Annotated in this window: 23 protein-coding genes and 1 pseudogene; 5 read left to right on the top strand and 19 right to left on the bottom strand. The window is 39.3% G+C overall.

Features of this window, described 5'->3' with window-relative positions:
• Positions 1 to 197 precede the first annotated feature (197 nt).
• Genes NYR25_08830 through NYR25_08850 form a run of 5 tightly spaced genes read left to right on the top strand, consistent with a single transcriptional unit; the run spans position 198 to position 4243 of the window.
• Positions 198 to 1673, top strand: coding sequence for a PRD domain-containing protein (locus NYR25_08830; protein UWF33671.1), 1476 nt, complete (start codon positions 198 to 200; stop codon positions 1671 to 1673).
• 49 nt (positions 1674 to 1722) lie between these two features.
• Complete coding sequence (locus NYR25_08835) at positions 1723 to 2076, top strand: PTS sugar transporter subunit IIA (protein ID UWF33672.1); 354 nt, start codon at positions 1723 to 1725, stop codon at positions 2074 to 2076.
• 14 nt (positions 2077 to 2090) lie between these two features.
• Positions 2091 to 2546: a PTS sugar transporter subunit IIA gene (locus NYR25_08840; protein UWF33673.1), complete on the top strand. Its 456-nt coding sequence runs from the start codon at positions 2091 to 2093 to the stop codon at positions 2544 to 2546.
• 48 nt (positions 2547 to 2594) lie between these two features.
• Positions 2595 to 3938 carry a PTS galactitol transporter subunit IIC gene (locus NYR25_08845; protein ID UWF34736.1) on the top strand — a complete coding sequence of 448 codons (1344 nt, stop codon included), beginning with the start codon at positions 2595 to 2597 and terminating at the stop codon, positions 3936 to 3938.
• Between the two features lie 17 nt (positions 3939 to 3955).
• The gene (locus tag NYR25_08850) at positions 3956 to 4243 is read left to right on the top strand and encodes a PTS sugar transporter subunit IIB (protein ID UWF33674.1); all 288 of its coding nucleotides are present in this window, start codon (positions 3956 to 3958) and stop codon (positions 4241 to 4243) included.
• A 69-nt stretch (positions 4244 to 4312) separates the two neighbouring features.
• On the opposite strand, the gene NYR25_08855 is transcribed toward NYR25_08850, so the two are convergent.
• From NYR25_08855 to NYR25_08945, 19 genes and pseudogenes are all read right to left on the bottom strand, one after another.
• Positions 4313 to 4540, bottom strand: a complete 228-nt coding sequence (locus NYR25_08855) for a DUF2922 domain-containing protein (protein ID UWF33675.1) — start codon at positions 4538 to 4540, stop codon at positions 4313 to 4315.
• Between the two features lie 57 nt (positions 4541 to 4597).
• On the bottom strand, positions 4598 to 4804 hold the full coding sequence (locus NYR25_08860) for a hypothetical protein (protein ID UWF33676.1): 207 nt from the start codon (positions 4802 to 4804) through the stop codon (positions 4598 to 4600).
• Between the two features lie 566 nt (positions 4805 to 5370).
• Entirely contained in the window at positions 5371 to 6516 is a 1146-nt protein-coding gene (gene nagA, locus NYR25_08865; GenBank protein ID UWF33677.1) for an N-acetylglucosamine-6-phosphate deacetylase, read from the bottom strand.
• Positions 6517 to 6526: 10 nt separating this feature from the next.
• Positions 6527 to 7702, bottom strand: a complete 1176-nt coding sequence (locus NYR25_08870; protein UWF33678.1) for an SIS domain-containing protein — start codon at positions 7700 to 7702, stop codon at positions 6527 to 6529.
• A 23-nt stretch (positions 7703 to 7725) separates the two neighbouring features.
• The gene (locus NYR25_08875; GenBank protein ID UWF33679.1) at positions 7726 to 8460 is read right to left on the bottom strand and encodes a GntR family transcriptional regulator; all 735 of its coding nucleotides are present in this window, start codon (positions 8458 to 8460) and stop codon (positions 7726 to 7728) included.
• Positions 8461 to 8547: 87 nt separating this feature from the next.
• Positions 8548 to 9378 (bottom strand): PTS system mannose/fructose/sorbose family transporter subunit IID, encoded by an 831-nt coding sequence (locus tag NYR25_08880; GenBank protein ID UWF33680.1) that lies wholly within the window; start codon positions 9376 to 9378, stop codon positions 8548 to 8550.
• Positions 9362 to 10279 (bottom strand): PTS sugar transporter subunit IIC, encoded by a 918-nt coding sequence (locus tag NYR25_08885; GenBank protein UWF33681.1) that lies wholly within the window; start codon positions 10277 to 10279, stop codon positions 9362 to 9364. The genes NYR25_08880 and NYR25_08885 overlap by 17 nt, the downstream gene beginning before the upstream one ends.
• A 20-nt stretch (positions 10280 to 10299) precedes the next feature.
• Entirely contained in the window at positions 10300 to 10794 is a 495-nt protein-coding gene (locus tag NYR25_08890; GenBank protein UWF33682.1) for a PTS sugar transporter subunit IIB, read from the bottom strand.
• 973 nt (positions 10795 to 11767) lie between these two features.
• Positions 11768 to 11908: pseudogene (locus tag NYR25_08895) on the bottom strand (N-acetylmuramoyl-L-alanine amidase).
• A 76-nt stretch (positions 11909 to 11984) separates the two neighbouring features.
• Positions 11985 to 12227, bottom strand: a complete 243-nt coding sequence (locus NYR25_08900; protein UWF33683.1) for a hypothetical protein — start codon at positions 12225 to 12227, stop codon at positions 11985 to 11987.
• 179 nt (positions 12228 to 12406) lie between these two features.
• Positions 12407 to 12772 carry a phage holin gene (locus tag NYR25_08905; protein ID UWF33684.1) on the bottom strand — a complete coding sequence of 122 codons (366 nt, stop codon included), beginning with the start codon at positions 12770 to 12772 and terminating at the stop codon, positions 12407 to 12409.
• A 9-nt stretch (positions 12773 to 12781) separates the two neighbouring features.
• A complete protein-coding gene (locus NYR25_08910; GenBank protein ID UWF33685.1) occupies positions 12782 to 13045 on the bottom strand; it encodes a hemolysin XhlA family protein in 264 nt (87 codons plus the stop codon).
• A complete protein-coding gene (locus NYR25_08915) occupies positions 13045 to 14208 on the bottom strand; it encodes a LysM peptidoglycan-binding domain-containing protein (protein ID UWF33686.1) in 1164 nt (387 codons plus the stop codon). Before NYR25_08915 ends, NYR25_08910 begins: the two co-directional genes overlap by 1 nt.
• 11 nt (positions 14209 to 14219) lie before the next feature.
• A complete protein-coding gene (locus NYR25_08920; GenBank protein ID UWF33687.1) occupies positions 14220 to 14699 on the bottom strand; it encodes a hypothetical protein in 480 nt (159 codons plus the stop codon).
• 5 nt (positions 14700 to 14704) lie between these two features.
• Positions 14705 to 15268: a hypothetical protein gene (locus NYR25_08925; protein UWF33688.1), complete on the bottom strand. Its 564-nt coding sequence runs from the start codon at positions 15266 to 15268 to the stop codon at positions 14705 to 14707.
• A gap of 33 nt (positions 15269 to 15301) precedes the next feature.
• Positions 15302 to 15550, bottom strand: coding sequence for a hypothetical protein (locus NYR25_08930; protein UWF33689.1), 249 nt, complete (start codon positions 15548 to 15550; stop codon positions 15302 to 15304).
• 41 nt (positions 15551 to 15591) lie between these two features.
• A complete protein-coding gene (locus NYR25_08935) occupies positions 15592 to 15801 on the bottom strand; it encodes a hypothetical protein (protein UWF33690.1) in 210 nt (69 codons plus the stop codon).
• Positions 15794 to 16021 carry a hypothetical protein gene (locus tag NYR25_08940; protein ID UWF33691.1) on the bottom strand — a complete coding sequence of 76 codons (228 nt, stop codon included), beginning with the start codon at positions 16019 to 16021 and terminating at the stop codon, positions 15794 to 15796. The genes NYR25_08935 and NYR25_08940 overlap by 8 nt, the downstream gene beginning before the upstream one ends.
• Entirely contained in the window at positions 16014 to 19307 is a 3294-nt protein-coding gene (locus NYR25_08945) for a cell envelope integrity protein TolA (GenBank protein ID UWF33692.1), read from the bottom strand. The genes NYR25_08940 and NYR25_08945 overlap by 8 nt, the downstream gene beginning before the upstream one ends.
• Between the last annotated feature and the right edge of the window lie 4 nt (positions 19308 to 19311).

Raw genomic sequence — 19311 nt, forward strand, 5'->3', positions numbered from 1 at the left:
TTTAAAATACATTTTAACAGCATATATCTATATAAAAACAACATAAAAAACAAAATCAACCGTAAAAGTAAAACATACACTAAAATATAATCATTATTATCTCTTACATAAACGCTAGACAATGTCCGTTGCAATGGACATTTAATTAACGTTCATTATTAGCTTTCAGAATACACTATTAGTGAGGGGCTGATGTTTTGGGTAAATATTTTGATAGCATTGTAAGAATTTTAAACGATTACACTAGACCAATAACTGCTGATGTTTTGGCTAAAAAATTAGGTATCTCAACAAAAACTGTTTATCGTGCAGTTAAAGAAATAAATTCTAAACTTAACAAACCATTAATCATTTCCCGTCGAGGGTTGGGTTATAGTTTAGATCTTGATATTTATGCTCAATTAATAAGCCACCCGTCAACTTCACAACAGGTTACCTTTTCCCCTGTTGAACGTCGCAATCAAGTGATTTCAAACATTCTCTTCAATGCTCCGATGAGTAAATCTTTGAATAACTTATATCAATCCTACTATGTTAGTACTGATTTAATCCGACGCGATCTCATGCAAATAAGCCATATACTCAAAAAATATAACATTAAACTTTTCAACAAAAATGGGAACGTAGCCGCTGAGGGTAGCGAAGAAGCAATTCGACAAGCTATCAATGGCATTTTAATTGATAGCGGTGCCATGAGCCAAGAAAGCGTAGGTGATTTTGCAGATCAAATTGAAGATATCAATAACTATGATCGTCATTTTATAATTACGCAATTGTCATGGATTCAACGTGCGTTGGGAACTAAAATTCCCTATCCGTATAACGTTAATATTTTTTCTCATTTATACATTTTAATCAAACGTTTTCGTATTGGATATGTGCACCTACAAGATTATAAAAACTATGACTGTGACGAAGTTAAACAAGTAATTACTGATAATTCTAATTTTTTTAAAATTGCTTCTAATATAATAAAAAATATTAGTGATTATCTCCACTATCAGCTTCCAGATGTTGAAAAATATAATTTATTACAATACCTAATTTCTATGCGTTATGTACATGATTTAGCTTTTAAAGGACAAGTTCCTGCATTAGTTATCCAAATTGTTGACTATTATATAGAATATTTAGATCTTGACCCTCAAGAAAAATCCGTCAAGGTTTTACGAAATGATTTAATTGGACACATTAAGCCTATGCTCAATCGCCTGAATAATCGAATAGTGGTTTTTAATAAACTGCTGCAAGACATTAAGACTGAATACCACCAATTGTTTTTAAAAATTAAAAGAGCTTCTTGTGCAGTAGAGCGTAAATTCCGGCTAAAAAACCATATTTCAGATGATGAAATTGGTTTTATCACATTATATTTTGCAAACTATTTCGAAAACCGTTCTCGTTTTATCAACACGTTAATAATGTGTGCAAGCGGAATCGGCACATCCAAATTACTGTATGCGAAAGTCCATAAGGCCTTTCCAAATTTAAATATTATTGGTGTTATCTCTAAAGTGGAATATGAAAAAAATCCGGAAAAGTATTTAGACATTGATCTAATCATTACTACTGTAGATGTCCAGCCCAAGAACCATGCAAAAGTGATTATTTCAAGCGCCATTTTTTCTAAAACTGATCGGCAACGTTTGGAAGGGGTGATTAATTATTTCTAATGACATTATTGTGTTTAACCACAATGAAGATTTTTTTACCAAAGAGGACTTGTTTAGATGGCTTGCTAACTACCTAGTAAAAAAGAAAGCCATTGCCTACAAGAACACACTTATTAAAGATTTACTTCATCGAGAAGATATAGGAAGTACTTTGATTTATCAAAATTTTGCCCTACCACATATAAAAGCAAAATATATACTCCAAAATATATTTTGCATAATTCGCTTTAAAATACCAATTAATTGGAATACTAACAAGGTTAAGGTAGTCGCCTTTCTGCTTGTATCTAATTCCGATACTTTCATAGATGAAGTGATGCATGTATTATCAGAACAATCAAATATAGATACAATCACTGGTCCACAAACTTCAAGTGACCAAATTTTGTCACTTTTTGTATAGGAGAGAACTTATTTATGTATTTTGATAGAAAAATAATTATGTTGGACACCGTAGTTCCAGACCGTGTCACCGCAGAAACACTTATAGCAACTAAATTATATACGTCAAATGTCGTAACCACACAATTTAAGGATGCTGTTTTAAAAAGAGAACAACACTTTCCAACTGGATTACAAACAGAAACAGTTGGTGTTGCAATACCACATACCGATGCCGACAAAGTACTTGTACCACAGATCGGATTCATGCGCTTAAAAGAACCCGTCATTTTTAAGCAAATGGGTGACAATGCTGATGTATCAGTAAAATTTATCTTTATGCTTGCTTTGAAAAAATCTGAAGAACAACTAACAATGTTACAGAATTTAATGCTCCTTTTCCAAAACCAACAAGTAATCAAGGAAATTGAACAAGTTAGTTCTAAAGAATCATTCATTGCACTAATGAAAAAAAATGGTATCGAAAAATAATACTCAAACATTAATAATTATCAAGGAGGATTTCTCGTGGATGCTATTATGAACGGATTACAATGGTTCGTTAATTTGGGAGCAAGTGTAATGCTTCCAATTCTATTATTTGTTTTCGCTTTAATTTTAGGTATTAAACCCAGTAAAGCTTTCAAAGCTGGCTTAACTATCGGGATCGGCTTTATTGGATTAAATTTAGTTATTGGTGTTCTAACTAAAAATTTAGGTCCTGCATCCCAAGCAATGGTTAAAAATTTTGGTCTCCACTTAGCAACTATTGATATTGGTTGGCCAGCAGCTTCTGCAATAGCTTACGGAACCGTACTTGGAGGATTAGCTATCCCTGTAGGAGTAATCACAAATGTTATCCTATTACTCTTAGGTCTCACTAAAACACTAGACGTTGATGTATGGAATTACTGGCACATCGCTTTTACCGGTTCATTAATATACGTAGTTTCGCACAATTTTGCACTTGGACTATTTACTATGGTAGTACATGTAATGATTATTTACCTGTTGGCAGACATGGCCGCACCTATAGTCCAAAAACAATATGGTCTAGAAGGTGTTTCCTTCCCTCAAGGAGCTTCAGCCCCTGGGTATCTCTTAGCTTTACCCATTAATTGGCTACTGGATAGGATCCCTGGTATTAATAAAATTAAAATCACTCCAGAAACTATCCAAAAGAAAATGGGTATCTTCGGCGATTCTTCCGTTATGGGATTAATTATTGGAATTGTTATCGGAATCTTAGCACGTTATCCAATCTCTAAGATTCTCCAACTAGGAGTTAGTACTGCAGCTGTTCTTGTATTAATGCCACGAATGGTATCACTACTAATGGAAGGTCTTGCTCCAATCTCTGAAGGAGCAAATAAGTTCGTCTCATCTAAATTCCCTGGACGTGATTTATACATTGGAATGGACAGTGCTCTAGCAACCGGGAGCTCTACTGTATTATCCTCTTCACTAATCTTAGTACCAATCACTTTATTCTTGTCTGTAATTTTACCAGGCAATAATGTTTTACCTTTTGGTGACTTAGCAACCATTGTATACATGATTGCAGTAATTGCCGCAGTATGCCGCGGGGATATTTTCCGTACAATTATTACCGGAAGTATAAATATTATTGTGAGTCTATATATTGCTTCTTGGGTAGCTCCACTCGTAACTGGAGCTGCTAAAGTCGCCAAATTCAACCTTCAAGGTAACTCGTCAATTTCCGTCCTGAGTGATGGAGGAGTTTGGACCACTTGGTTAATCGTTGGGCTTGGTAAATTAATTTCGTGGGGTGGAATTGGTCTAATCGGTTTAGTTACTTTAACACTAATGATCTGGTTGAACAAATTTCATAACAATTCAAAAACAACTATCAAAAGCGCTTAATTTAAGGAGGACTTATAATGAAAACACTGATGGTCGTATGCGGTAGCGGAATCGCAACATCTACACTTGCAGAAGGAAAAATTCAGAAATTTCTTAAAGAAAAGGGTTTTGCTAACCAAGTAAAAATATATAAGGGAAACATTGCTGAGCAAGTTAACCACGTAGATGATTATGATGCATTTGTAAGTACTACAATGGTGCCAGATAATATTAAAGATAAAGTTATTAGTGGTGTACCATTACTTACCGGAGTAAATCAGGATAAAGTTTTTGCTCAAATTGTTGATCAACTACAGCTTAAATAAATTATTGATCTTACAAAAAAGCGGTTAGAAAGAACTTCCGTGGTTCTTCCTAACCGCTTTACTTATCTTCTAAAGTTCACCATCGTCAAAAATTGGTTCATGCATGGTTTCTACGTACTGAGCTGCTTTAGGCGTTACGTATAGTAACTGCCCTTCCTTTTGGAAAAGCTTGGTGTCAATCATTTTTTCCATTGCTAAACGTACCGTACCTTCGTCAAGATCTTGCTTGGCATATTTTAACTTTAAGTGTTGCGTCTTTCCCGCAGCGTTCAAAAATTCTAAATCTAATTGTTTCATTGAATTGATCCTCCCGAGTTATTCTTAAACGATATATAAACCAACGCGTCGCGTGTTTTAATTTAAAATTACTTGTTCGGTAGTGACGACTTGTGCTTCCGTCACTTCGTCTTCTGAAAGCATTTCTAAGGCCCGTGCTAATTCTTCTACTTGTACAGCACTGACGTCTTTATCCACGTTAGCAAAGGAACGCCGTACTTTCTTATCATGCCCGGTTCCTTCCATTGTGAAGTTAATTCCCGTCTTTAACCAAGTTTTTTTCATTTCACTGTCCTCATTTCTTAAGTCTTAAGTTTATAAGTGTCGCGACGACTTACATTTACTAATAACAATTGCGCGGTAAAAAAGTAAACCTACTTTTTTAAATTTGAGATTCTTTTTTTAATCGTTTTCACCGGAATTTCGATTACGACATAAAAATGAAACCCCGTTAATTAAACCTGTACCCGTGTTTTAAAGAAAAACTTATCGTACTATAATAAGAAAATAATTAACGGGTGCATAAATAAAAACTATTGACAACGTTTTTACAACAAGCTATATTATTAGTTGTACAGAGAGCCCGTTCCCTGTACTGAGTGTTTAAGTTATATCATTTTTTCCTGTAGCTAATTCTTCTACCCAAGGAGTTGGCTACTTCATCTCCTTTTTTTACTTTCTTTCAATAAGACTTCTTCAAACTGAAGTCCTGTCTCATACTGGGACAACGCTAAAGAGGTTGGAATTATTTCCGACCTCTTTTTTTGCGTTCAAAAATTCATTTAACCTAAAAAAGCTAGGGGCCTCTTTACAGAGACTCCTAGCCTTAGTTTTACGGTTAGCGTGGTTTGTTAACCAAATACTTTAATTCCATCCAAATACGTCTTGTTCAAGTTCAATTCGTGGTCAAGGACGATGAAGTCAGCATCCCGACCTGGTAAAATGTGACCGCATTGGTCGCCAACGCCTGCACTATCGGCAGCATTTGCCGACGCCATGATGATGGCCTGTTCAGGAGTAGCCACGTTCCAATCAACCACGTTCTTTACCGCGTCCTTCAGCAATAAAATGCTACCAGCCAAACTGTTGCTGCCATCCGTTAGTCGGGCTGTCCCATTGGCTACTTTAACTGGGAATTCACCCAAGATGTAGTTGCCGTCCGGCATTAAGCCCGCCTTCATGCAGCCAGTCACTAAAGCAATATTTTGCGAAGTCTTGGTTTGCATCAAGATTTTAACCACATAAGGGTTAACGTGATGTCCATCGCAAATTAATTCGTCAGTTACCCCATCTAAACTCATTGCCGCGCCGGCCATCCCTGGTTCACGGTGGTTAAGCCCACTCATTCCATTAAAGGTATGGGTAAACATCGTCGCGCCAGCCTCTACACAGGCCTTAGCTTGGTCAAAGGTCGCATCGCTATGTCCTAAAGCAACCACTACGCCTTCGGAGCTAATCTTAGCGGTAAATTCTACTGCCCCTTCTCGTTCAGGAGCAATTGAGGTTTTCCGAATCATTCCTTGGGCGGCACTTTGCCAAGCGTGAAATTCGTCAACACTCGGATTCTCAAAGTACTTCGGATTTTGGGCACCCTTGTGTTTTTCGGTGTAATAAGGTCCTTCAAAATGGATTCCTTGAACCTTGGCACCTTCGAAGTCGTCCACGTGATCACTAATCGTTTGAACCACTTGCTTTAATTGATCCGAGCTAGCGGTCAAGGTAGTTGGCAACCACGAAGTTACCCCGCATTCCAACAATCCCTTAGACATGGCGTTGATCCCTTCGGCGTCGGCATCCATCACATCGTGATTTAACAATCCGTGAATATGGGTGTCAACCAATCCGGGAGCTACCCATTGATCACCATAATCCACAATCTTACCGGTAGGCTTTTCCTTCTGATAACGACCAAATTTGCCATCAATTACTGGTAAATAGCCGCCCATTTCGACATTACTACCTAAGAAAAATTTTGCTGCATGAATATAGTATTCCAAAATATCGCTCCTAATCCTTAAAATCGTGAATGGTTACACCCTTAACTACCCGGTTAACTGTCCCAGTTGCTGAAGGTGTGTCTGGAGTGTTGTTAACCTTAACTGACGACAACAACGCTACCGTTTGTCCAAACATTACGTCAGGAAAAGCCATGTATCCATCCGGAATTTGGTCGTTCCCGTTAGCAAAGGTGAAGTTTGCTCCGGCAAAATTATTGTCGGAATTTACGCCAACTCCCATCACGACTGGTGCAATTTCGTCGCCGGCTACTTCGTCTAAAATATCAACGTCGTATTGTCGCGTATAGGCTTCGTTGCTGACGAAGTCAAAAAGGAGGGTCTTGTCATTCACAAATGACTTTGGACCGTGACGGAAGCCCATGGAAGTATCGAAGACGGTGGCCTTTTGACCAGCCGTGAGTTCCAAAACTTTAAGTTGAGTTTCCCGAGTCAATCCGCCAAGCGCCCCAGATCCAAGGTAAACGATCCGGTCAAAATCAGTATCAACGATTTTTTGAATTTCATCTACCCGATCGATGACTTCGTGGCCCATCTTGCTGATAGCCTTCACGTAAGCCTCTTTTTGCGCATCCGTATGTTGCACATCAAAAACTAACAACGTGGTCAATAGCATGCAACTAAAACTGCCGGTCATGGCAAAGCCCTTATCGTTTGAACGCGCAGGTTGCATTAAGACTAGGTTATTTTCATCACTTTGTGCATGTTGGGCTAATTTTCCTTCTGGTGCACAGGTGATCGTTAGTTGATAAAGGTGACGAACGTACTTTTCAGCAATATCGACCGTTGCGACACTTTCAGGACTGTTTCCACTCCGCGCAAAGGAAACTAACAGCGTCGGAGTATCTTTTTCAAGGTATTGTTTAGGGGTCGACACAATTTTGGTCGTGTCAATCGCTTCAAAACGGAAGTGCTTTCGGTCACCATTTTCAGTTAAGTATGGTGCCGCCGTATCCCCAACGTAAGCAGATGAGCCCGCACCGGTGAAAATCACCCGGACTGGTTCGTTGAATTCGTTTTCAATTTTCGTCAAAAATTCCGTAATATCCGTCTTCGCGGATTGGTAATTTTGCCAAGCTTCTTCCCATAATTCCGGTTCTTGTTGAATTTCACGAGTGGTAATCACCGCTCCCATCTTGGTTAACTCATCATCTGTCTTGTTAAACATAAAGTAATTCTCCTCTCAATCCTTCAGTGTCGATACTTGATATTGTAGACGAACTGATCGCCCCGAGCACTGCTAATGGTGTACTCGATAATTTCATTCTTGTGATTATACGTCGTTCGTCGCGCTAAAAATCCGGCAGTGTTGGAAGCAACGTTCAGTAGTTTAGCATCCTCATCACTGATAATCCCCACTGACAAACGTTCGTCAGCAACTTTTACTTTTTCACCGTAATCCTCCAAAAAGATTGCGTACAGTGAACGTTGCTTAAGCTCAAGATCATCCCGGCTTAAATTTGGAAACTTAGCTTGCGGAAGGTAAGTTCGATCGATCATAATCGGCTGCCCATCTGCTAAACGCAAACGTTTCAGCTTAATCAAACAGGACCCCACCGGTACCTTTAGCTTTTGACTAAAGTACTCGTCCGCATCCCGCTGGTACATTTCCAAAATCCGGGTTTCGGGCTTGCGTCCCATCGACTTCATTTGCTCGGTAAAGCTGTATTCGTCACCAATTTTTTGCGTGTAATCAATCATGTTGGCCACGAAAGTTCCCTTACCGCGCTGCCGGTAAATATAGCCGATGTTTTCTAGCTCCGATAACGCCTCCCGAACCGTATTGCGACTAACCGCGTATTTACGCATAATCTCGCGTTCGGACAGCAACTTATCGTTGGGCTGGTAGTTATTTTTAATCTCTTTTCGCAAAACGTCCACGAGTTGACTGTACACGGGACGTTTTTCGTTGTATTTAAATTCCATAATCATTCCGCTCTTTCTAAACCGGTTTCATAATGACAATATGATACACCAGATTCATGAAAGTCGGATACTAAAAGTGCAAATAAATTAAGCTGCTTTTCCGATTACACCTAGTGCAGATAGTACCACTGCCACGATAATTACGATAAAGATTGCCTTGGTGGAAGTCATCCGTTTCTTACCAAGCATCCAGTAGATTGCGCCAACAATTAATGCAGGAACTAATTTTGGCATGATCATGTCAATCTTATCTTGGAAGTTAACCGTCATCTTTCCTAAGTGCGCCACGAGGGTAACTTGGGTGTTAACCATGGTAGCTGCTAAGGCACCCACAACGTAAACCCCGAGGAGGGTTGCTGCGTCAGTCAATGCGTTTAATTGGCCTTGCATTTCGTTAACCAAGCTAACCCCTTGTTTGTAAGCAAACTTCAATTGGATCCACCGGAACCACATGATGACGAAGTTAACCAGCATCCATAAGATTGCTCCGAAGGCATTTCCTTGAACCGCCATATTTGCGGCAATCGCACCCATAATTGCGGGAATGAGGGCTGCGAAAATTGAGTCCCCAATTGCGGCAAACGGACCCATTAAACCAGCTTTAATACCAGCAACGGTTTCGAGTGAGTCAACCCCTTCTTTTTCTTCCAAAGCCATATCGATTCCTTCGATAATGGTGTTAAAGAAGTTACTGGTGTTGAAGAATTGGTTTTGCATCTTCATCATTTTTTTCAATTCAGGAGTATGGTCACCATACATCTTCCGCAATTGCGGCAAGATTAGGTACAAGTATGATGAACCTTGCATCCGTTCGTAGTTCCATCCAACTTGGTTGAAAAGAATGTTCCGGATGTTCATTTGTTTGAAGTCTTTATCGTTTAGTTTATAAGCTACTTTGTTTTTAGAGTTCGTCGCCATGAATCTCACCATCCTGTTCATCTAAATCTGTCGCGTTACCAGCTGACTTCGGTGCTGCAGCAACCATATTTTGTTTCTTTACCGAACGGTTGTATTGCATTGCTGCAAGAGCAAATCCAATCAAGGCAATTCCCAACATTGGTAAGTTTGCAAATACGGTAGTGAACTTAGCATTCATGCCCGCAATGGTCGTTCCCAAAGTAGAAATGTTGGTGTAAAGCGTTGAAAGCATTGCAGTAATTACGAAACCTAAAATGAGGTATGGCCAATGTTTCTTAACTGGTAGGTAACGAAGTAAGATTGCGAAACCAACTGCTGGAAGTAATGCTCCGGCGGTTGCCAAACCGTTACTTAACCACAAAAGGTTGGTGTTCATGTAATCTACGGCTGTCCGTACGAATGGACCACCAAATGCAAGTGCTAAGAATACTGGAATACCACGTGATAACGTCCATGGAAGGTAACCATAAAGGAAGTTCCGTTCAATTCCCTTATAGTTTTCTTCGTCGATCATCTTATCAATTCTGTGCTGGAAGAAGGTGTTCGCAAACCGTGCGAGAATATCGGTTTGGATCATCAAACTAGCTACCGGAACCCCTAAAGCTGCTACGGCAACTTCTGCTTTCATTCCGGTACCAATCGCAAACGCGGTTGCTAAAACAGTTCCGGAGTTGGCGTCAATCTTGGAAGCGCCACCAAAAGTTCCGACACCTAAAACGGTCAATTGTAAACTACCACCGATTAACAAACCGGTTTTTAAATCGCCCATTACTAAACCAGCGACGATTCCAGCCCAAATTGGTTGGCTCAAACTGGTTTGAACGGTCAATTCATCCATGATTTGCCACATTGAATAAATCGTTAATATAATAACTTGCCAAATTGCAATACCTGAACCCATGAGAATCCCTCCTTATTTAATTAGTTTTTTGGTTTAAATTTCTTGAGAATTTCCATAAAGTCGTTTGCTTGGTCACCGGGAACCATTTGTTGAGTAAGCTTAATTCCCTTTTCGTGCAACGCGTTGAATGCATCCACGTCTTCTTGTACAACGTTAATGGAGTTAGTCAATTGGGTAGTTTCGTCAGTTTGGGACATGTTACCCACGTTAATGGCTTCGAGCTTTACCCCATCATTAACTAAATCTAACAAGATTTGTGGGCGCTTAACCACGATAAATACCTTTTGGGAATCGTAGCCACCCCGGTTAATATGGTCAGCCGCTACCTTTTCAGGAAGCACACTTAAATCTACTCCTGCAGGACGGGCTAATTTTAATCCCGCCTTTTCAATGTCACTAGCTGCAACTTGATCGTCAATTACCATAATCCGTGTAACGCCTAATTTGGTAGTCCACAAGTTTGCAACTTGGCCGTGAATTAAACGTCCGTCAATTCGTACTGCTGTAATTGCCATCCTACTCACTCCTTTATTTTTTAAAACTCTGTTAATAAAATTACTGTTTCTAAGCCCTTGAGGCGGTACGGAATGGTTAACACTCCGTTTTGGTCCGGTTGGGCAGTCACCGGCATGCTTTGCAACTGCGCCCCTTCGTGGAAGTAGAGCTTCCAGTGTTGGTTCGCCTTTGCTTTAGTAAGGTGTACTTGAATCTGTGGTTGTTCATCAATTGTTTTTATTATTCAAAATGTTGCAAATGGCTTTATATAGCCATTTTTAAAAAATAAAAAAACATAAAAAGCAATAAAAAAACGTGGGTATGTCCCCAAGATGTCCCCACAGTCCCCAATTAAAAAAGAGGCAACTTCATCTAAAATAGACAAGATAAAAACCGTTCGATTAATTTCGAGCGGCTTTATACTGCTTATTAGCATACCTTGCCAATAACTTCAGTGTGCATATCCTTGCATTTTATTTGAAATACTTCTAGATTAGTTTACAATAGAATTTGTATCTCATTTCGTATTTTGAGGATCTCCCCCCTTAGCTATATACTTGCATTTTCAAAATATAGAAATAAGATATACAAACAAAAAATCACGCAGCCTATTCATAGGCTGGTGATTCCTTGGCAAGCCTGATATTCTTTGGAGGAACCTAGCTTGCAGCTTCATTGTAATACTTTATTTGTATTAAGGAAAGCCCACTTAACCAATTATTGGTCGAGTGGACTTTTTCTGTATTTTAAGTTATTTTTCCGAAATAATTGGCGTGGATAAGTTTTCTTCCTACGTTGGAGAATAATGATGTCATTTCAATAAAAAATAGGAGAACTTAATTCAAGAGCCTACTCCCCCTTTAACCCTTAAACTAATTCTCCTACTAATGGTAATCCTACACCCAAATACACTTTAAAACAACCTGCCCAGACAACAAAAAAGCCTCCATCCGAAGACAGAGGCTAACTAATTACTTCCTAATTTTAATAAGCTTAAAAATTACTATGGTCATTAATGCTAATTTGTAACCGATCCAGCGGTTCACCGTACATACCTGCCCAACTGTCGTAACCAGCTACCGAACCATTGTCGGCACAGGTACCGAGATAACCAGCACGTTGTGTAGTTTGCGACCCGGTTCTGTTCCTATCAATAAACCCCCCGAATGTAACTTTGGCGAGTTACGGGACGACATTTAATTAACGCTGTTTAAAACAGCAGGCTAACAACCCACATGGCTAACCATGCAATCAAACTAACTGCACCAACAAAGCCCCAATTTAAAACTATGCTGAACACGAATAACCAGAATGCAAACTTGCGTAATCCTTTGAAATCATCATAACTAAAGGCTGATTGACCACTAGCTTTACGGGCGTTTGACCTATCTGCATGTTGCTCATGGTGATACCAACGACTTAAACCTAGTAATTGTAATAAACTTCCAAACATTTAACATTGTCTCCCTTATTTATCAGACTCTGAAATTGTTGGTATTCCGTTTTATTATTGCGGCTAATATTCAAACTGCTCCTTTAACTTATGACCATAATGTAATATTATATATGACACTTGTCAATGGTTAAACACAAAAAAAGTCCCCCACGCCGAAGCGCAGGGGATTAATTATACTATTTTTGACTTGCTTGTGAGGTGGATTCAGTTTCAGAAGCTGCAGAACTATTCACTGTAGTAGCTGCGGATGTTGGTGTTTGCAATTCGTCAGCAACCTTATTAGCCGTCGCTTCAATTTGCCTTTCCTCGTCACTTTTAACTGTTGGTGATGTCACTGTTTGAACGTCAGTAACAACTCCCAGCATACCAAGGATAGTTAGAACCGTGTTAATAATTCCTGCAATGGCTGACCAGTCACCGGTAAACTTAATACCAAATGCAGCCAACACTTGCTGAATTAACACAATCAATAATGAAATAATTCCAGCAATTAATTTACCATTTAAACTTCCATCAGCATTCTTAAAACTAATTTTTTTCATAATATCCTCCTATAAAAATTTCTCTGCGATATAAATAACTAACGTGACGAGCACGCCACTAATCAAGACACCGATAACCCAATTCTGAATCTGAGTAATCCGTCCTATCTCATGTTCGACCTCAATTGATTTGGCTAGTGCCTTTTCTGCTTTGTTGCCAATATCGTCAACTTGATTTAACTTTTCTTCGATGTTCTCAACTTTCGTTTTGGTGGTGGTCACGTCCTTTTGGATATCCATTAGTAACTTAGTCGTGTCGTCGTATTGCACCATTACCGCACCACCAATCGCTGGCCAGGATAGATAGTGGTGTAAATCGACTTGCCGTTTCGACTAGCTAACGCAGTCATGCTTAGGCCGGTGCGTTGTGCGATTGTCCACCAGCTGTCACCAGGCTTAACAGTGTAATACGTGTGAGTTGTACCACTCTTTACATATTCCAGCGTATTGCTTGTTGGACCGGTTGCTAGATAGCCATAGCCATAAAAACGTGGCTGACGTACCCAGCGATACCCGTCCTTAATAATGGCTTGATCAGTCTTTACCGTAGTTCCAGCTGGTAAAATAGCGATCGTGCTTGATGACGTTGAAGCGCCTGTGCGCAGCTTAACCGCCGTCTTGAGTGTGTAGGTCTTCTTTTCCTTGACCCACTTGGCTGAAGTAGCAGGCTTGGAAATGTGTTTGTTGGCTTTTTCGTTGTTGTTCTTAACTGCGCCTTTATTAGTCGGCTTAACTGTTGATTTCAGCCCAGCCGTGTAATAGTTATCATTTAATTGGCTGACGTCAAATCCCCCATAACTAATACGGAATTTAGCCGTTGATGACCATTGCCATGCGTGGTTATTTGAATACCAGTTCTTACCGCTAACCACATACGGGTAGGCAGCAATCCAGCCGGTTCCACCCTTAATGGTCATCTTGCTATTAACCCACGATCCGGAAGTGTAAATATCAGCCCGATAGCCAAACTTCTGAATCTCTTTCATAAATGCCGTGTTGTTGCGGTCGTTAGTTGCTTTGGATTGGTAATTTTGTTCCTGAGCTTCGACGTCGGTCGCTAGTACCGCGCCAACTGGCAACCCTGCCAATTTAGCCGTTCTACCGGCGTAGTCAGCTTCGGCAATCGCTTGAGCCTTAGTGGCGTAGCGTGCAAAATGGTAACCATTGATATACATTCCTGCTGCTTGGACGTTTGCAATGTTGCTGGCAGCATACGGATCCCTGTATGTACCGCCTTCACTGATCTTGACCGTAACAGCCTTAACGCCGAACTCGTTACGCATGGAAACGTACTCTGCTGTTGACATGTAGCCGTTGTTATTCGACACGTCGACCATATCCATGCGTGCAGCATGGCTCGTAGTATTGACCATAAAAAAGGCCATAAAAATAGCGCCCATCATTAAGACGAGTGCCTTTAATTTACACTTATTCAATTGTCTGCCTCCTAATTTAAAATATCTTCCGGTGCTGGCGACCAAGCTACCTCTGTTGAAGACTCTGAAATAATAAAGTTGGAAATAGTTACTGTTCCAGTTGCATTATCTAACCTTAAAGTCATGTGTAAATGGTCACTATCAGTTGTAAGAGTAACAAACACGTGCTTTGTTCCGCTGGATAAGTTAATACTATAATAAATATTTTGCCAGGTACTTCCAGAGTCAAGGCCAGAAAACATCATTGATGAAACACCAACACCAGTAGAAGATGTTATATCATAAGATATGGCTACCACAGTCCCACGTGGAATAACTCTTGAAAATTCATAACCAATTTGTCCTTGGTTATCTTTGTTCTCACCAATCATTGTGAATGGTGTTGCTGTTCTTAGTGCTAGGTTCCGACCATACACCTTAACACCGTCCTGATAAGCAGCATCAATTGCCTTGCAATCTTTAATCCACGTACCATGTGTTATATTTGCCATTTAAATCACCCCTGAATCACATATAGGCCAGTTTTGTCAGTCAGTGCATCATACTGTGCTTGGGTGACTACATTAATTACTGCGTCTTTACCTGCGGGACCTTGTGGCCCAGGATCACCTTTATCACCCTTAGCAATTGTACTTGCGACTTTATGCATTGCTGCAACGAAATCATCAAAAGTAATGGTAGTAATCGTGCTGCCATTTGTGCTCTGAATGTTGTTGGTAATGGTAAAACCGGTTGACCCATCACTAGGGTAGATTGACGTTCCGGTACTATCAACCACCCATACTTCAATTGCATAGCTACCAGCTGGCAAGTTAGTCATCAAGTCAGCAGTAAAGGTAACGGTAATTTGACCAGTCGTTGGGTCGGTTAAACTAGCTGGGTCAACTGTAGCCGATTTAAGATAACCACTATCATTGCCCAATTTAACGGTAATTGAAGTGGCATTAGTTAAGTCCGTGGCCACATTATCATTGCCACATACTAGTGTGAAGCTTGTAGTGGTATCGCCAATTTTAACCGTTTGTGGTGAAGTATCGGTAAAACTAAGCGTTTTCGCCATCTCTAAGTGCCTCCTTTCAAATTGTTAGATTAGTTATTCAGTGCTTGTAACAGAACCTGATTCTAGGCTATCAGATAAGTTATCGGCTACCGTTTGGAAATCATTCCGATCTTTGCGTACTTCAGCCTTATTATTTTCGTATAAGTCTTGGTCTGTAATTTGTGTTGATACCGTTGTATATGATAGTCCTTTAGATACTACAGTTGAAAATGTTGCCACCTGTACACCATTAATCGTTGATACACCACTTAATGAGATACTTTGACTAGTTGATAATGCCATGTTTATTCCTCCTAAATTTTTGTAATAAAAAACTGTCTATTTTAGACAGTCTTACTATTGATTGTTTTATATGTTGCAACCTCAATTTCTAATTGGCTGATTCTCTCATTACGATCATTACTTAATTGAGATAAGACTTGATTAGTCCTTTCCAGTTGTGCAATCTTATTATTTAACTCGGTAATCTTTTCTTCATTAGAATTGTTAGCTGGTTCCGTTTCTTCAACTACTTCCTTAACTTTATTACTCATCTTTGCTACCCCCTAAATTCTTAATAATTTGAGTTGCTACAATGTTTTTTAGATCTGCGTAATTAATTGTCATAAATTTGTCTTCGCTCATCATGACGAATCCTTCTATGTGTGAGCTATCCGAAAATGTTCCAGAATAGCCTATCTTACGCATAGTCGTTCCTCTTCCTAAATCATCACTATTGGCAATAGTAATGTTAGTTATTTGAAAGTCATTCATTGATTTTTCCCTCCAATTTACTTAATCTTAATTCGTATTCATTTACTTTGTCGTTTAGTCTTCTAATGACAGATAAAAGTGGAACCCATGCTCTATCATATTGAATACCCTCTATTTCATGGTTTCTACCGTAATCAATAAACATGTCTAATCCCGCATCACGCATCTGTTCAGCAATTAAGCCATAATGTTCTTTGATAGAAAGCTTTTCTTTAGTTTCTCCAGTGGTTAGTTGCTCTGCATACGTATCGACTGCATGTTTGTCATTCCATGTTGCCATGTGGACATTTAACAATCTATCACCCAGAGTTGTTTCAATATCCGGATTTTTAATGTTGTACTTATACTTTGAAGCCGAAGTTGTTCTAGCAAGATGACCACTGTCAGTAATACGTACATTAGCTGAAGCACTCGATGTGAAATCATAAATAAAATCACTTAACACCGCTTCTGCACCTGCATATGAACCTACTTGTAATCCGTAATGATTACCATTACTACCAATCTGTAGAAGGTTTTGCCCCCCACTTAGCCCAATATATTTAGTGAGCACACTAGGAGTTTGAACTTGTGCAGTTTGCAAAACGTTACCTAAATAAGATTTATCGCCTAACATAGAAGTGTAATAAAAACCGGTCGGATCGGAATAAGTACGCTGTGCTACGGATGTACCATCCTGTTTGTACAGATCCATCTTCATATAGCCTGGTGCAACTTCCGTCCATTGTGCATTAGCGATTCCAGATTGAAATACTAGGTTGTCATTCATGCCGCCCCATTGACCATTAACATAGGTTTGCATATTACCTTCGGATTGCAAAACGCCATGATTAAAAGTCAATGTTCCTTTATTCTTCTTTGGTAAGAACTTCGATGCATCTTGCGTGTAATCGAAGTCTTCGGTAAATGTTCCATTAAATCCAAGATCAAGTTTAGGAGTTGTCAACGTACTTGTGTTCAAGGTAACCGACGTTAAGGTTTTAGTATTAATACCGTTAGCAATTAAGTCGTCAACATTAATTTGACTGGCAGTAACACTTCGAGCAATAATCTTATTGCCATTCAGGTTCGATATTTTGGCATCATCAATAGCTGCGTTCGCAATCTTAGCGTTGTTAATTGCTCCATCTGCAATCTGTGCTGTATTGATAGCCGCATTGGCAATCTTAGCTGTACCAATAGTTCCATCTTGAATGCTTGTATTACCATTAAAGACAATTTTATTAGCATCTAATAAAATCGTATTGTCGTTGATATTTACTTGTGATGAAGAACCATCTGAGTTTGAAACCTTTAAATTAATATTATTAATTGACGCTGTAATAGAAGCTTGGCTGACCATATCAGGTTTGAAAGGTTGTACCGTTGCTCCAATATTAATCATCGGCTGGTTAATCATTGCATGTGTCGGCACACCATAAGTAAATGCTTGAATGCCTACATATTGTGCACTTGCTACAGGAGCTAAGTTTTCAACTTTAACTAATTGCCACTGTTCTTTACTATCGGTTGCGGTTTGTGACCAAGCAGTTTTAATATTGCTATCAATACGCTTTTTGTTAGCATCAAAGAAAGCTAAAACAACATCAACACGTCCATTTGGTTTAGCTCCGCCATCACCGTATACCTTAACCATCATTGAAGCACTATAAACATTGTTTGTAGCATCTGTACTATTATCAACCGGTAATGGTTGTGGGTCTGATTGTGCAAACATTAACCAGCCCATTTCTTTTGAGGTGTTTATCCCAATCGAAGGCCTACCCTGATATGAAGACACTGGAACACTTGAAACATATCCTGTCTCATTAGAAGCATTACCAATCTTGGTCCAACCGGTAGGAAAACCATTTGTCATTTGTTCAAATGTTGCATTATATACAAGGTTTTTACTGCCCACTGTACTAGCTAAAATTTGAACCGCATCTGATGTTTGACTAATTTCTGTATTTAAATCAGTAACTTTATTATCTACTTCACTTTGAATGCCTTGAGTAGCTACCGTGATTTGCGATGTTACATCGGCCGAGTCAGCTTTCAACTTAATTGCATTATTCAACTGATCAATTTCCGTACTTGTAGCTGTATCAAACGGAGATAAACTCCAATCGGTCGGTTTATTACCTTTTTCAAGTTTTGTTAAAGATATCCAAGCCGTACCCGATTGCCCTGAATTAAAACCAATATAGATATTAGTGTTATAAATATCAGCTGGCGTTTTAAACTTCCAGACCGCTTTATGGTCACTAACAACTTGTCTAACAAATGGATCTCCTGTCCCACTACCATGTTGTAGAGTGATTGGATCTGACCCATCATTAAAAAGTTGCAATACATATTCTGTACTTGGCTCTACTGGAACATTATCCTGTGCAATACCAAACTGGTTGTTTTTATCAGCTTCTGTATTAACAATCTTAGCTAAATAGATAGCTTGTCTTGGCCAATCACCGCCTCCGCCAGTTTCATTAACTTGAACTGTACTTGTCCCCATACCTTGCGGGCACCAGATACGCCAGTTATTCATCTTGTCATCAAACTTACTATTTTTGATTAAGTTAGTCCCACCAACTGTAATATCATCAATCGTTTTGATAACGTTTTGAATCCCTGTAGTATATTCATTGTGATATTGTTCTGTGGTATTACTTAGTTTAGTAACATTTTGTTTGACTAAGTTTGCCGTGCTTAATGCTTCATCAATATCTGGCAAGTGAGCATTAAGTTGGTCAATACTGGATTGAGCTTTCTGTTGAGCAGTAGCTGCGTCTGCTTTTGCTTGAGTGGCATCTGCTTTTGCTTGGGTGGCTGATGCTTTAGCTTCTTCTCCAGCTTCTTGTGCTTTCTCGCCGGCTTCTTTTGCATCATCTCCAGCTTTTTTAGCCTCGTCTGCTACTTGTTGAACCATATTAACAAAGGCTTGAGAGGCGTTCTTATCTGCTGTAGCAAAAGCTGTAAATACTCCATCTAGAGCGTTTCTATCAACGTTTGAAGTTCTATTCATTTCTTTGAACAGTGGAGTTACAAAATTCGTCAAATTACTCATAGCGGTTTCTAGTTCGGCTGTAGGTAAATCAACGGATTTTAGTTGTTCAATATCAATGTTATAAAGCTCAACATCTTTATCATATTCCTGCTTTAATTTTAGCTTTTCAGTAGGGGTCAGCTTATTGTCGCTGTTAATATCGTTAACATTACCAGCCGCTACATTAGCCGTGTTTTGAGCCTTGATAATTTTGAGGCCATCATCTGTTAGAATGACCTGCGTTGGATTAGATTCTGCCATTTAA

The sequence above is a fragment of the Pediococcus acidilactici genome (assembly GCA_024970065.1).
Classification (GTDB): Bacteria; Bacillota; Bacilli; order Lactobacillales; family Lactobacillaceae; genus Pediococcus; species Pediococcus acidilactici_A.